The organism is Desulfobulbaceae bacterium DB1 (assembly GCA_001914235.1).
Lineage (GTDB): Bacteria > Desulfobacterota > Desulfobulbia > Desulfobulbales > SURF-16 > DB1.
In genome coordinates this window covers 1-13,195 of the sequence record MQUF01000014.1, presented here as the reverse complement: position 1 = coordinate 13,195, position 13,195 = coordinate 1, and the positions used below count along the sequence as shown (strand labels likewise).

General features: G+C 55.8%; 10 protein-coding genes and 1 pseudogene. 5 read left to right on the top strand and 6 right to left on the bottom strand.

Features of this window, described 5'->3' with window-relative positions; all coding sequences use genetic code 11:
- Window positions 1-69 precede the first annotated feature (69 nt).
- From BM485_11755 to BM485_11730, 6 genes are all read right to left on the bottom strand, one after another.
- Window positions 70-1,059: a ferrochelatase gene (locus BM485_11755; GenBank protein OKY74523.1), complete on the bottom strand. Its 990-nt coding sequence runs from the start codon at window positions 1,057-1,059 to the stop codon at window positions 70-72.
- Window positions 1,056-1,616: a hypothetical protein gene (locus tag BM485_11750; GenBank protein OKY74522.1), complete on the bottom strand. Its 561-nt coding sequence runs from the start codon at window positions 1,614-1,616 to the stop codon at window positions 1,056-1,058. Before BM485_11750 ends, BM485_11755 begins: the two co-directional genes overlap by 4 nt.
- Before the next feature lie 18 nt (window positions 1,617-1,634).
- Window positions 1,635-2,663, bottom strand: coding sequence for a uroporphyrinogen decarboxylase (locus tag BM485_11745; protein OKY74521.1), 1,029 nt, complete (start codon window positions 2,661-2,663; stop codon window positions 1,635-1,637).
- 165 nt (window positions 2,664-2,828) lie between these two features.
- Window positions 2,829-3,893, bottom strand: coding sequence for a radical SAM/SPASM domain-containing protein (locus tag BM485_11740; GenBank protein OKY74520.1), 1,065 nt, complete (start codon window positions 3,891-3,893; stop codon window positions 2,829-2,831).
- Window positions 3,894-3,923: 30 nt separating this feature from the next.
- Window positions 3,924-5,246 carry a phosphate starvation-inducible protein PhoH gene (locus BM485_11735; protein ID OKY74519.1) on the bottom strand — a complete coding sequence of 441 codons (1,323 nt, stop codon included), beginning with the start codon at window positions 5,244-5,246 and terminating at the stop codon, window positions 3,924-3,926.
- Between the two features lie 247 nt (window positions 5,247-5,493).
- Window positions 5,494-6,759: an IS110 family transposase gene (locus BM485_11730; protein ID OKY74518.1), complete on the bottom strand. Its 1,266-nt coding sequence runs from the start codon at window positions 6,757-6,759 to the stop codon at window positions 5,494-5,496.
- 346 nt (window positions 6,760-7,105) lie between these two features.
- On the opposite strand from BM485_11730, the gene BM485_11725 reads away from it, so the two are divergent.
- The 5 genes and pseudogenes from BM485_11725 to BM485_11705 all read left to right on the top strand — a co-directional run bounded on the left by BM485_11725 (window position 7,106) and on the right by BM485_11705 (window position 13,071).
- On the top strand, window positions 7,106-8,743 hold the full coding sequence (locus tag BM485_11725; protein OKY74517.1) for an NAD+ synthase: 1,638 nt from the start codon (window positions 7,106-7,108) through the stop codon (window positions 8,741-8,743).
- Between the two features lies 1 nt (window position 8,744).
- Window positions 8,745-10,466 carry an amino acid ABC transporter substrate-binding protein gene (locus BM485_11720; GenBank protein OKY74516.1) on the top strand — a complete coding sequence of 574 codons (1,722 nt, stop codon included), beginning with the start codon at window positions 8,745-8,747 and terminating at the stop codon, window positions 10,464-10,466.
- A 76-nt stretch (window positions 10,467-10,542) separates the two neighbouring features.
- Window positions 10,543-11,856, top strand: a complete 1,314-nt coding sequence (locus tag BM485_11715) for a histidinol dehydrogenase (protein OKY74515.1) — start codon at window positions 10,543-10,545, stop codon at window positions 11,854-11,856.
- 5 nt (window positions 11,857-11,861) lie between these two features.
- On the top strand, window positions 11,862-12,527 hold the full coding sequence (locus BM485_11710) for a 16S rRNA (guanine(527)-N(7))-methyltransferase RsmG (GenBank protein ID OKY74514.1): 666 nt from the start codon (window positions 11,862-11,864) through the stop codon (window positions 12,525-12,527).
- 97 nt (window positions 12,528-12,624) lie between these two features.
- Window positions 12,625-13,071, top strand: a pseudogene (locus tag BM485_11705) (IS91 family transposase).
- Window positions 13,072-13,195: the final 124 nt, after the last annotated feature.

Below are 13,195 nucleotides of genomic sequence, written 5' to 3'. Positions count from 1 at the left end.
GGGGAAAAGATGCGCGCTGAGCGCAAATCAAGCGGCAAGCGCGGGACACGCGCCTGCCGGAGTCTTTTTTTAGTCAGACAGCCACTTCTTTTCCCGGACCGCCCCCAGCACCAGGTTTGTCAGACCGGCGATGAAGCCCGGCATGACATTAAGCGACTCGGTGCGCTGCAGCTCGATGCCCATTTCTTCCGCCAGTTCACGATACTGGATATCGATTTCATAGAGGGTTTCCACATGGTCGGAAACAAAACTGATGGGAACCATCAACACCCTTTTGCAACCCTGGGCGGCAAGTTCATGCAGGGTGTCCGGCGTTGACGGGCCGAGCCATTCAACCGGCCCGCTCCGGCTTTGAAAACAGAGCTTGCCCCTTACTCCGGTCAAGGCTTCCACCGCGCTGATGGTTTTGCATAAATGATCAAGGTAGGGATCCCCCTCTTCGATGAAGGAAACCGGCAGGCTGTGGGCGCTGTAGACAAGCTGGACATCGACCCCCTGAAATTTTTTCAGGCCCGCGGTGATGGTGCCGGCCAGGCTGCGGATATAGTCGGGCTGGTCGGGCCATTCGGCAATTTCCGCAAGGTCAAAGGGCGTTCGCAAGGCCGATGCCGCCAGATACAGGTCTTCAAGGGACGAGCCGGTGGTGGCCTTGGAATAGTGGGGATAGAGGGTCAGGGCGACAATGCGGGTGATGCCCCTGGCGGCCAGGTCGCCTAAAACTTCCTTGGCAAAGGGCTGCCAGTAGCGCATGGCCATGACCACCTTGAAACGGCCGTGAGCACCGAGTTCTTTTTCCAGGGCGGCCCCCTGCTGTCGAGTTAAGGCGGCCAGGGGGGAACCGCCGCCGATCAGTTCATAGGCCTTGCTGCTTTTCGGCGCCCGGCGCCTGGCTATCATCCAGGCAATGGGCTTCTGCATGAACCAGGGACCGAGGCGGATAATCTTGCGGTCGGAAAAAAGGTTATAAAGAAAAGGCCGGACATCGGCAAGCCGCTCCGGCCCGCCCAGATTGAGCAGAATAACGCCGACGGTTTCAGCCGCCGTATTTTCTTTTTTCATACGACCCATCCGCTCTGTGCGCGCAGAAGGACAGGAACCTCATCCGGCAAAAAGTCCAGATAGGCGAAAATCCTTTTTTCCAACTGCCTGCACTTGTGGAAATTCTTTATGATCGACTCATGCCGGCGAGCATCATTCCGACCATAGCGCTCAAGAATGTAATCAAGCCGGTCATGGAGACTGACAACCTGGTCATGATTAACCCGCTTGTCGGCATAATAAACGATCTCTTTTTCGGTAATCGGGCTGCTGCCGTTGCTGTTGATCAGAACATGCTCGGCAACAATATCGGCTATCAGGTCAAAGCCGTGACTGCGGCAGATTTCGCCGCCCACCCGGGCATGATCACATCGGCTGTCCAGACACTGGGTTTTCGCGATATCATGCAGCAACGAGGCGGTCACCACCAGATCGATATTGATGGGCTCGCCCCGTTTGACAAACCCGGTTGCGATCAGCTCCGCCACCCGGGTAACGACCTTGGAATGCTCCTTGATATTTTCGAGCATTCCATACTCATCCATCATCCGCAGACAGGTTTCAATCTTGGGAATCATGGTGTCGCGACTTCCTTTTCATCGCGCCGACAGCCGGTGAACGGCATCAACGACGAACTTGGCCTTTTCCGGCGGCGTCTCGGGAAGGATGCCGTGGCCGAGATTGAAGATATGACCCTTGGCCCCTTTGCCACCTTCCAGGATACGGGCAATCCGTTTTTCCAGCTTGTCCTCGGGCAGCAGCAGGGCGCAGGGATCCAGGTTGCCCTGCACCGCGATATCCGGGCCGAAAACCTTGACCGCATCGGCGATATCCACCCGCCAGTCAAGACCAATGACGTCCGCGCCGCTGGTTTTGCTCATGGCAAGCAGCGTGGCGCCGTTGTTGGCAAAATAGATGATCGGCACCCCGGCAGGCTTGAGGGCGGTGATGATCCGCTGCACATAGGGCAGGGCGAATTCCTCGAAATCGCAGGGCGCCAGGGCCCCGGCCCAGGAATCAAACACCTGCAGGGCCTGGGCCCCGGCCTTCACCTGGGCCTGCAGATAGGTGATAATGGATTCCGTCACTTTATCCACCATGGCCTTATACAGTTCCGGCGCTGAATACATCATTTTTTTCGTATAAAAAAAGCTTTTCGACGAACCGCCCTCCACCATATAGGTCGCCAGGGTAAACGGCGCGCCGCAAAAACCGATCAGCGGCACCTTCTGGGCCAGTTCCTTGCGCAGAATCCGGATGGTGTCCATGACATAGCCCAGTTTTTCATCCGGATCAGGGACAATGAGTTTATCCACGTCTTTTTTACTGCGGATGGGTTTGGGCAGCACCGGCCCCTGCTTTTCCCTGAACTCAAGCGGCATGCCCATGGCATCCAGGGTGACGAGAATATCGGAAAAGAGGATTGCTGCGTCCACGCCCAGGATATCAACCGGCTGCAGGGTGACCTCGGCGGCCAGTTCAGGTGTTTTGCACAGCTCAAGAAAGCTCACCTTGCCCCGCACCTTGTGATAATCGGGCAGATAACGACCCGCCTGCCGCATAATCCAGATGGGGGTGTGGCTGACCTCTTCTCCTCTGCATGCCTTGAGAAAATTCGTGTTCATTCGTTCTTCCTTACATTGTTGACGGTTTCGTAAAAAATCATTTTTTTTACCACAGAGATCACAGAGAAATATTTTTTTATTACATGGAGTTATCTCTGTGTGCTCCGTGGTAAATTTCTCGTTTTTTACGAGTCCGTCATTGTTTGGTGGATGGTTGATTCACTATCAATTTTTTTTCAGTTTCGCCGGGACATACGAGCAGAAAGGCTCTTCCGCCATATAATCGCCGTGCATGGCGTAGGCCCTGGCACGGCAGCCGCCGCAGACATTGACGTACTCGCAGGCACCGCAACGGCCCTTGTATGACTTGAAATCGCGCATGTCATGAAACAGTTTCGAGTTTTCCCAGATGTCCTTGAAGGTCTGCTCCCGGATATTGCCGGCGCTTTTGGGGAAATAACTGCAAGGCAGCACATTGCCGTCCACGTCGATCAGACAGATGAGCTGTCCGGCCAGACAGCCCTTGGAGCCGCCGGTGGAAAACTTCAGGCTGCGCCGCTGGAAATCATCGCCGGTTTCCTTTTTCTTCTGCAGGACGATGCGATAGTAACTGGGCGCACAGGTGGGACGCACGAGGATATCGTCTTCCTCCCTTTCCATGTCATAATGCCACTCAAGGACGTTTTCATAATCCTCCATGGAAACCAGCTCTTCCATGATATCCTCGCCCCGGCCGGTGGGCACGATCATGAACATGTACCAGGCGGTGGCGCCCAGTTCCTTGGCCAGCTTGTAGATCTTCGGAATCTCCTGCTGATTGCGCTTGGTGAAGGACGAGTTGATGAGAAAGGAGATATCATGTTTTTTAAAAAGGGCGGCGGCATTGAGCGTTCCGGCAAAGGCCCCTTCCTGGTTGCGGAAATTGTCATGCACCTCGGGACTGGCACCATCGAGGCTGAGGGAAACCATCTTGATGCCGGCCTTCTTGATTTTACCGCAGATCTCCTCGGTCACCAGGGTGCCGTTGGTGGCGAGACACATGCGCAGGCCTTTGCCGGTGCCGTATTCGGCGATTTCAAAGACATCGCGGCGCAACAGCGGTTCCCCTCCGGAAAGCACCATCACCGGATTGGCATAGGAAGCGATATCGTCAAGCAACCGGGTGGCCTCTTCAAAAGAAAAATCCGGATGGCCCATCACCTCGAGCTGTGACGACGACCGGCAATGGACACATTTCAAATTACAGCGTCGGGTGATTTCCCAGGCAATCCACTTTGGTTCAAATTTCATATTTCCGTCCTTTGTTTTTTATGTAACGGCTTACAGATAATCGGCCGCCACCCCGGCCAGCTGACTTCGCTCACTTTTGCGCAGGGTGATATGGCCGTGAATCGGCAGTTCTTTCAACCGCTCCACCGTGTAGGTCAAGCCGTTACTGCTGGAATCAAGATACGGGTTGTCGATCTGGTACGGATCGCCGGTCAGCACCATCTTCGTCCCCTCACCCGCCCGGCTGACAATGGTCTTGACCTCATGGGGAGTCAGATTCTGGGCCTCATCGACAATGACGAACTGGCCGGAAATGGAGCGGCCGCGGATATAGGTCAGCGCCTCCAGTTCCACCACATGATCTTTCAGCAGTTTTTCCATCTTCTGCCGGGAAGAGTCGTCATTTTCCTTGTTTTTCGGCCCCTGCCCCACACCCATGAGAAAAGTGAGATTGTCAAAAATAGGCTGCATCCAGTGGGCAAGCTTCTCGTCCTTATCCCCCGGCATGTAACCCAGATCCTTGCCCAGGGGAATGATCGGCCGGGAAACGAGGATCTTTTCATAACGCTTGTTGATCAGCACCTCTTCAAGTGCGGCAGCCAGGGCCAGCAGGGTCTTGCCGGTTCCCGCCTGGCCGACAAGCGTTACAATCTGGACACTCGGATCGAGCAAAAGTTCCAGACACATGCGCTGTTCCTTGCTGCGGGAACGAATCTGCCAGGCAGTGTCATATTGAGGATTCAGCCGAACCAGCCTGGTTGCATTGATTGCCCTGGCCAAGGCGGTATGCTTGGGATCCGCCTCGTCCTGCAGCAGAATGAACTCATTGGCCACGAGATCAAGCCCCTCGGTTTCCACCTCGCGCTTGTCATAAAAGACATTGATAATATCAGCGGGCACCTGCAGCTCGCGGTAACCGGAAAAAAGCTCGTCAAAATTGACCTTCTGCTTTTCAAAGTCCATGACCTCAAGACCCAATGCATCCGCCTTCAAGCGGGCATTGATATCCTTGGAAACAAAAATGACCTTTCCCCCTTTCTTGAAGATGGTATAGGCCACCGCCAGGATTCGGTTGTCCGGCACCTTCATGTCCAGTCCGGGGCAGCAGGAAATTTCCGCGCCCTCGGGGTATATCTTCAAAATGCCGCCGTTTTCCATTTCCACGCCTTCGGCCAGTTTGCCGCGGACGCGAAGATGGTCCAGTTCCCTGATGACCTTGCGGGCATTGCGGCCAAGTTCGTCGCTGCGGGATTTGAACTTGTCGAGTTCCTCGATAACCGACATGGGCAACACGACATAATTGTCGGTGAAAGAGCTGATTGAGTCGGCGTTGTGCAGCAACACGTTGGTATCAAGGACAAAATATTTTCGCATTGAACGGTTCTCGTCTGGTCTAAGTATTTATATGAAACTCTCAGTTTGGGGGGCAACAAAGTCCTTTTTTTTTTAATTGTGTCAGAATCAGCCTCTGGCAGATAATTTTTATATTCGTAGTTCCGTAATACGGACTGACAATTCGTTGTACAGATGGCTGTCGGTCATGTTAGTGCCGCGCTCAATGGCTTCAGTTAACAATCGACCTCTGCTGACGTAATTTATTTCTTCGCAGGTCTTATTACCCTTATGATGCCGCAATGGGCACCAGTTCATAACCCAATTCTTTTGCCTTTCTTTTCAATATGGTTATCTTGTTCTCGGCATTCTTCCTGGAAAGATAATCCTCTCCAAGCTCTTTATATTCCTCACCATTCTTGATAATTGCGTAAATGGCCTTCAGTATCCGATGGGCTATTGCCACAATGGCTTTTCGTGGACCTAATCGGGCTCGAATCCGGTAATATTTGTCTCGGTAATACGTCCCTTTTGTTTTTACCGCCGCCCAGGCTATCTCCACCATGACAGTCTTGAAAACATGCTTGCGAACAGGCGACTTCCCGCTACGCCTTTTGCCTGCACTTTCATTGTTCCCCGGGCATAATCCTGACCAGGACGCCAGTGCCCCTGAGGAGGAAAACTCTTGCAGGGTTGGTCCAAGTTCACCGAGGACATATTGAGCAGAAACTTCATTTATCCCCGGAACAACATCAAGACGGCTGATTATGTCATCATGGCTGGACATCATTGCCTGCATCCGTTCTGTGATGATGGCTATTTCCGTCTCGATGATTGTGATCATCCTCATCAAACTCATCAGCAAGAAACGATGGTGATCTTCAAAAAAGCCCTGTATGCTTCGATACAACTCTTTTACTTTCGACTTCAAACTGCCCTTGGTGCATTGTTCTATTTGCTCAAGGCCGATTGGTGATTCCGCGGCACAGAGAAGCTCTATCAGATTCCGACCCGTTACTCCAAAAAGATCTGATACAACACTGTCGATCTTGATATTGGCCGTCTCGAAAACCTTATGAACACGTCTTTTGTGGTCTCCGAGACTTTGACTGTATTTCTTCCTGCTCCGACCCAATTCCCGCCAATGGCGAACTGACTTCTCGGGAATAAAGCTGCCACGGACAAGTCCTACCCTGAGTAAACCAGCAAGCCAGCGGCTATCTTCAATGTCGGTCTTGCGGCCTGGTACATTTTTTACATGACGAGCATTGACAAGAATGACTTCCAGGTACCCTTCAATTATATTATGAACCGGACGCCAGTATACTCCTGTGCTTTCCATGGCAACAATGGGACAGTGGCTATCTATCAACCACTCCCGTAACTCGATAAGTTCATCGGTGAATGTGCCATACTCGCGTATTTCGTATGCTTCTTTGCCTGTTTGGTCCATTGTGATCAAGCAGGCTGAAATTTTCCCTTTGTGAACATCAAGTCCACAACAAATTGGGTGTATGACTGATAGTAATCTGGTATCTTTTCCCTTCCTGGCCATGGTTATCCTCCTTTTGTTTTCGTGATGGAAAATTTAGGGAATAACTATGGCCTATTTTTCTCAAAGTTTCATGCTTCGTTGTTCCCGTCCACGGGGATGGGGGTTAGTGGGTTGGATATACGTTCATCAAGATTAGTACGAAACCGCCTGATTCCGCAAGCAAAACTTGCCGCTGGGCTGCATCGGAGTGATGGAAGGCATGAATTATCCGGCAACTGAAAACGCCGATGCGCATGCGCGCCCTCACCCTTCTTGGACGGGCCTGCCGCCGAACTCATCGCCACGTGGCTTGGCGGTAAAAAAATGATGCGGCAGGCACCTGCGTATTATGCTATAAATAGCAGCCATGAAAATCGCCATGATCCAAGCAAATCCCGTTATCGGAGATTTCGAGGCCAACACCGCCCGGATCCTCCAGTATATCACGCAGGCCCAGCGTGCCGGCTGCGCACTCGCCGTTCTGCCTGAACTGGCGGTCAGCGGCTATCCGCCCCAGGACTATCTGGAACACGAGGCCTTTCTTGCCAGGCAGGATCAGGCACTTGAGCGTCTCATTGGCCAAACCCACGGCATCGGGGTGATCTGCGGCGCCATCACCCGCCACACCGGGGCAACCGGAAAACCGCTGCACAACAGCGCCCTGCTTTTCGAGGACGGCCGCCTTCTTTTCGTCGCGCACAAAAGACTGCTGCCCACCTATGATGTTTTTGACGAATCCCGCTATTTTGAACCAGGCGCGGCCGGCATCCCCTTTTTCTATAAAGGCCTGCGCCTCGGCCTCACCATCTGCGAGGACATTTTCAACGACGAGGACGGTTTCCCCCACCCGCTTTATCAGGTAAACCCGGTGGCGGATCTTAAAAATGCGGGCATGGATCTGCTGATCAACATCGCCGCTTCGCCCTTCACCATGGGCAAGCAGCAGCTGAGGCTTTCCCTTTTTTCCCGGCTCTGCCGCAAACACCGCGTGCCGTTGCTTTATGTCAACCAGGTGGGCGGCCAGGATTCGGTTCTTTTTGACGGCGCAAGCCTGGTGCTGGACGAAAACGGCCGGCTCTGCCGCCAGGCGGCGGCGTTTCAGGAAGAGCTGCTCATCATTGACAGTGAGGCGATTACAAGCGGTACGGAGCCTGCGCTGCCCGACGAGACAGCCCTGGTCTTTCAGGCCCTGGCCATGGGGTGCCGGGATTACATCAGAAAATGCGGCTTCAGCCGGGTGCTGCTCGGCTTAAGCGGCGGCATCGATTCAGCCCTGACCTGCGCCGTTGCAACCGAGGCCCTGGGCCGCGAAAACGTCATGGGGGTGGCGCTGCCCTCGCCCTATACCTCCGAGGCAAGCATCGAGGATGCACAACAGCTGGCGCTGAACCTCGGCATCCGTTTTGAAATCATCCCCATAACCGATCCGTTTGATTCTTTGCGCCGCAGCCTTTCCCCTCTTTTTGCCGGACGCGCCGAAGACGTGACCGAACAGAACATCCAGGCCCGTATCCGGGGCACCCTGCTGATGGCCATGGCCAACAAGTTCGGCGCCCTGCTGCTTTCCACCGGCAACAAATCGGAGATGGCGGTGGGCTACTGCACCCTGTACGGCGACATGGCAGGCGCCCTGTCGCTGCTTGCCGATGTGCCCAAGCAGCTGGTGTATGAGCTGTCCCGTTTCGTCAATCGCGAGCGGGAAATCATTCCGCCGCGCACCATCAGCCGCGCACCCAGCGCGGAACTGGCGCCGAACCAGACAGACCAGGACGACCTGCCCCCCTACGAGGTGCTCGACCCCATCCTCAAGGCCTATCTGGAGGAGCATCGCTCCATTGAGGAAATCGCCGCCCAGGGCTTTGCCCGTTCAATCGTTGCGGATACCGTACGCCGCATCAAGCGCAATGAATACAAACGCCATCAGGCCGCCATGGGGCTGAAAATCACCTCCAAGGCCTTCGGCTTCGGCCGCCGCTATCCGGTGGCCCAGAATTTCAAGGAATAAGATGTCGCCTCGCCTTGCCCTGCTTTTCATCCTGCTCTGCGTCCTTTTCCTGGTTGTCCGGGAAAACCTGACCAACAGGCCCGACCGCCTTTACCAGACCAGCGCGGGCCACGTGGAGATGTGCCTGAGCTGCCACAAAACGGAAAAACTGGATCCGGCCCATGACCGGCTGGTGGTGGGCTGTTCCCCCTGCCATCTCGGCGATACCCTGGCCATTGACAAGGACAAGGCCCATCAGGGCATTGTCAAGAACCCGGGCGACCTCCGGGTGGTGGAAAAAACCTGCGGCATTGAAGGCTGCCATGCGCCTGACGTGAAAAAGGTGAAAAACTCCCTGATGGCCACCAATCGCGGCATTCTCGCCACCCTGCTCTACTACTGGGGCGAGGCGCCGGATCAAAACGGCGATTATTCGGTGGAAAAACTGCTGGAAAGCGGCGAAACCTCCCTTGCCCTTGATTATTACCGCAAATTGTGCGGCACCTGTCATCTCTGGAAGCAGAAAAATGATCTTCCCGGATTTTTCGGGGAAAAGGGCGGCGGCTGCACCGCCTGCCATTTTATCAAGGATGAAAACTTGAGCCCTGAGGCCGCCAAGAAGGTGCATCCGCTGATCGTCAAAAAGGTGCCGGTGGCCAACTGTGTCCGCTGTCACAACCGCAGCGGCCGCATCGGCATCTCCTATACCGGTGTGTATGAATCCGAGAACTACGGCACTCCCTATACGGACGGCGGCATGTCGGAAAAAACATTGCCCGGCGACAGATTCTATCTCTCCCTTCCGGCCGACATCCATCACCAGAAGGGCATGGCCTGCATTGACTGCCACACCAGAAACGAAATCATGGGTGACGGCACCAGCTATGCCCACTACGAAAACCAGCTTGAAATCACTTGCAAAACCTGTCATGTTCCAACCGGCACGAACGGAGAACCAACGGAAGTCGGACTCACCAAAAAAGGCGACAAACTGACCAACATCAGCCATGGCGATGAAGGCTGGCTGATGACCGCCAAGCTCACGGACAAGAAACACCCCCTCCATCCCCCCAAGGCCGGGGTGTGCGATTTTGCCGGCCATAAACGGGTGGGCTGCGAGGCCTGCCATTCCGGCTGGGTGCCGCAATGCTACGGCTGCCATGTCAAACAGGACAAGGGTGAAACCGATCTTGACAAACTCACCCTGACGCAAACCCCGGGCTGGTGGATCGAGGGCCGTTCCTATCTCCGTTACGAACGGCCCATGCTGGCCGTCTGGGATGATGAAGTGGTCATCGTCACCCCCGGCTGCCAGGACATCGTCAGCCTGATCGATGAAAAGGGAGACCCGGCCGGCCGGTTCAACAGCCTCACCATGGCCGCCATCAACCCCCATACCACCCAAGTCAAGGGCAGGGGCTGCGCGGAATGCCATCTGTCCACCAAGGTGATGGGGCTGGGCGAAGGCACGGTCTGGAAGGAAAACGGCCAATGGCGTTTCAGCCCCACCGATCAGGGGCTGGTCACCGAAGCGGGCAAGACGCCACCGCTCGACGCCTTTGTCGCAATCGACGGCACACCGCTGCAGAAATCCTCCAGAGCCGACCTGCGACCCTTCAATAAGGAGGAACTGGCCCGCATCCTGCGTATAGGGGTGTGCCTCGAGTGCCATAAGCAATACAGCGATCCGGCGTATAAAAATTATTCATTGCAAACCAACTGCCCGGTATTTAAAGAAGAATAGATTGTATGGAAATCACGCGAGTCCGGATTCGGACTCCTGAATTCTTCAATGTGAAGCATTTATTTGAGGAACAAAAATGATCATTACCCCCCACACCACGAACTCCAAGGAAGGAAAAGAGCGCCTGGCCCGGCTGGCCTACCGTTTCCAGCTGGCGGATACCTCCTGCCGCCAGGCGGTGAGCGATATCCTGCAGGCAATTCATGAAGGAGGCGACAAGGCGCTGCTTGACTACACCCGCCGATTCGACGCGCCGAACATGACCGTTGATCAGCTGCAGGTACAAGAAGCCGAACTGTCCGATGCCTATCATTATGTGGATGATCAGCTCATGGCCAGCATCCGTTTGGCCAAGGAAAGGATTCACGACTTTCACCAGCGGGAGATGGAGCAATCCTGGATCATGACCCGCGACGACGGCACCATCACCGGACGCCTGGTACGGCCGGTGGAAGCGGCCGGGCTCTATGTTCCCGGCGGCCAGGGGGGCAAGACCCCGCTGGTTTCCTCCGTGCTGATGAACGGCATCCCGGCAGCCATAGCCGGGGTAACGCAGCGGGTCATGGTCACCCCGCCCAATGCGGAAGGCATGGTCAATCCGGCCCTGCTGGTGGCGGCGCAGGAAATCGGCATCCGGGAAATTTACAAGGCGGGCAGTGCCTGGGCCATCGGTGCCCTGGCCTACGGCACCGAGACCATCCCCGCGGTCGACGTTATTGTCGGCCCGGGCAATCAGTATGTGGCGGAAGCCAAACGCCAGGTCGCCGGCCGGGTCGGCATCGACATGATCGCCGGCCCCAGCGAGGTGCTGATCGTGGCGGATCACACCGCCAAACCGGCCTTTATCGCCGCCGACATGCTGGCCCAGGCGGAACACGACCCCCAGGCCCTGGCCATTCTCATCACCACCAGCGCCGAGATCGCCGCCCGGACCGTGGTGGAACTGGAACGCCAGCTCAAGCTGCTGAGCCGTGAGGATATCGCCCGCAGGTCGCTGACCGAACGGGGCACGATTCTGATCTGCAATTCCCTCGATGAGGCCATGGTCATGGCCAACAGAATCGCCATTGAACACCTGGAACTGATGGTGACCGACTCCTTCGGCTGGCTGCCGAGAATCCAGCATGCCGGCGCCATCTTTCTCGGCGACTATTCGCCGGAAGCATGCGGCGACTATGTGGCCGGACCCAACCACGTGCTGCCCACCATGGGCACGGCGCGCATCTCGTCGGCGCTGGGCGTGGAAACCTTCCTGAAGAAAAGCAGCATCATCTCCTGTTCCCGCAACGCCTTTCTGGCCGACGCCCCGCACATAATGAACCTGGCTAACCTGGAAGGGCTCACCGCCCATGCCCGCTCGGTTTCAGTGCGGCTCGAGCGGGAAAAATAAGCCGAATGGACAGCAGAGATTTTTTACAGGAGGGATGCGGCGAACTTGGTATCAAGTTAGAGAAAAAGGCCATGGACCGGCTTGCTCTCTACTTTCAGGAACTGTGCAAGTGGAACAGGAAAATGAACCTGGTGGCGGCCGCTCCGGACAAGGAACTCATTGAAAGCCATTTCCTCGACTCCCTCACCCTGCTGCCCTTCCTGGACACGGACGAAAACCCCTCCCTGCTTGATGTGGGCACCGGGGCAGGCTTTCCGGGGCTTGCACTGAAATGCGCCGTTGAGCCCCTGGCCCTGACCCTGGTTGAACCACGAGAAAAACGAGTGACGTTTCTGCGCCACATCGTCAGGCAGCTCGGCCTGACCGGGGTGGAGATCCTGGACCACCGCCTGGAAAAAACCAACAAAGGGGAATGCCGATACCCGCTGATCACCAGCCGGGCGCTGTCCACCGTCAGCGAGTTTCTTGATCTGGTTACCGATTGGTGCCCACCGGGCGGCACCGTCATCTGCATGAAAGGGCCAAAGGCGGATGAAGAAATCGCCCAGTGGCGAACCGTTTCTCCCGCCTCACCTTTCGTGCTCGAAAAACACCAATCCTTGACCTTGCCCTTCAGCGGCGCCGCCCGCAATCTGCTGGTCTTCCGGAAAAACGGACTCCACCAGCCATAACCAGCCATGACCCGCCATGAAGCTATCCGCGTTTCACCTGTACGGACAGCAGCTCGCCATGGAGAGGACGCGGAAGGAATAAATAAGTATGGTGTCCCCGGAATTTGGCCTGGTTGACTGCAAGGACGCGGGCAACGGCGAGAAGGCCCTTATCTATCTTGGCCGTTATCTGTACCGGGGTGTTATCCGGGAAAAAGACATCCTGCACTGCCGGGACGGCATGGTCACCTTCCGGTATCGCCATGCCAAAAGCGGAGAAGACCGGACCCGAACCGTCAAGGGCGAGTACTTCCTCTACCTGCTTATGCTCCATGTGCTGCCCCGAGGGTTTCGACGGGCAAGGTCGTATGGTTTTCTCCATGCATGCAGCAAAAAGCTGCTCCGCTTCCTGCAGCTGGTGCTGCGGGTCGCGCCATGGCGCGCCCTTGTCCGCAACCTGAAGCAACGGCCGGCTATCATCTGCCCGGCCTGCGGGGCCGCCATGGTGATCGCCGCGACAATGATCGCCCGGCCACCGGCCATGGCCGCTCCGTTACGGCAATAGACGAGCCGGAGGCATCGGGTATGTAAACGAAAGCCGTGAACTTGCCGAGGACACAAGCCGGATTGCACCGGGACGGGACTCCTGCGCCCGAAAAACGCCGGAAATCAGCGTAAAGCAGCATGAT

Bases quoted from the DNA above. Each gene is read 5' to 3' on its own strand.
- BM485_11710 (OKY74514.1), top strand. From the start codon at position 11,862: ATGGACAGCAGAGATTTTTTACAGGAGGGATGCGGCGAACTTGGTATC.
- BM485_11730 (OKY74518.1), bottom strand. From the start codon at position 6,759: ATGGCCAGGAAGGGAAAAGATACCAGATTACTATCAGTCATACACCCA.
- BM485_11715 (OKY74515.1), top strand. From the start codon at position 10,543: ATGATCATTACCCCCCACACCACGAACTCCAAGGAAGGAAAAGAGCGC.
- BM485_11740 (OKY74520.1), bottom strand. From the start codon at position 3,893: ATGAAATTTGAACCAAAGTGGATTGCCTGGGAAATCACCCGACGCTGT.
- BM485_11745 (OKY74521.1), bottom strand. From the start codon at position 2,663: ATGAACACGAATTTTCTCAAGGCATGCAGAGGAGAAGAGGTCAGCCAC.
- BM485_11725 (OKY74517.1), top strand. From the start codon at position 7,106: ATGAAAATCGCCATGATCCAAGCAAATCCCGTTATCGGAGATTTCGAG.
- BM485_11755 (OKY74523.1), bottom strand. From the start codon at position 1,059: ATGAAAAAAGAAAATACGGCGGCTGAAACCGTCGGCGTTATTCTGCTC.
- BM485_11735 (OKY74519.1), bottom strand. From the start codon at position 5,246: ATGCGAAAATATTTTGTCCTTGATACCAACGTGTTGCTGCACAACGCC.
- BM485_11750 (OKY74522.1), bottom strand. From the start codon at position 1,616: ATGATTCCCAAGATTGAAACCTGTCTGCGGATGATGGATGAGTATGGA.
- BM485_11720 (OKY74516.1), top strand. From the start codon at position 8,745: ATGTCGCCTCGCCTTGCCCTGCTTTTCATCCTGCTCTGCGTCCTTTTC.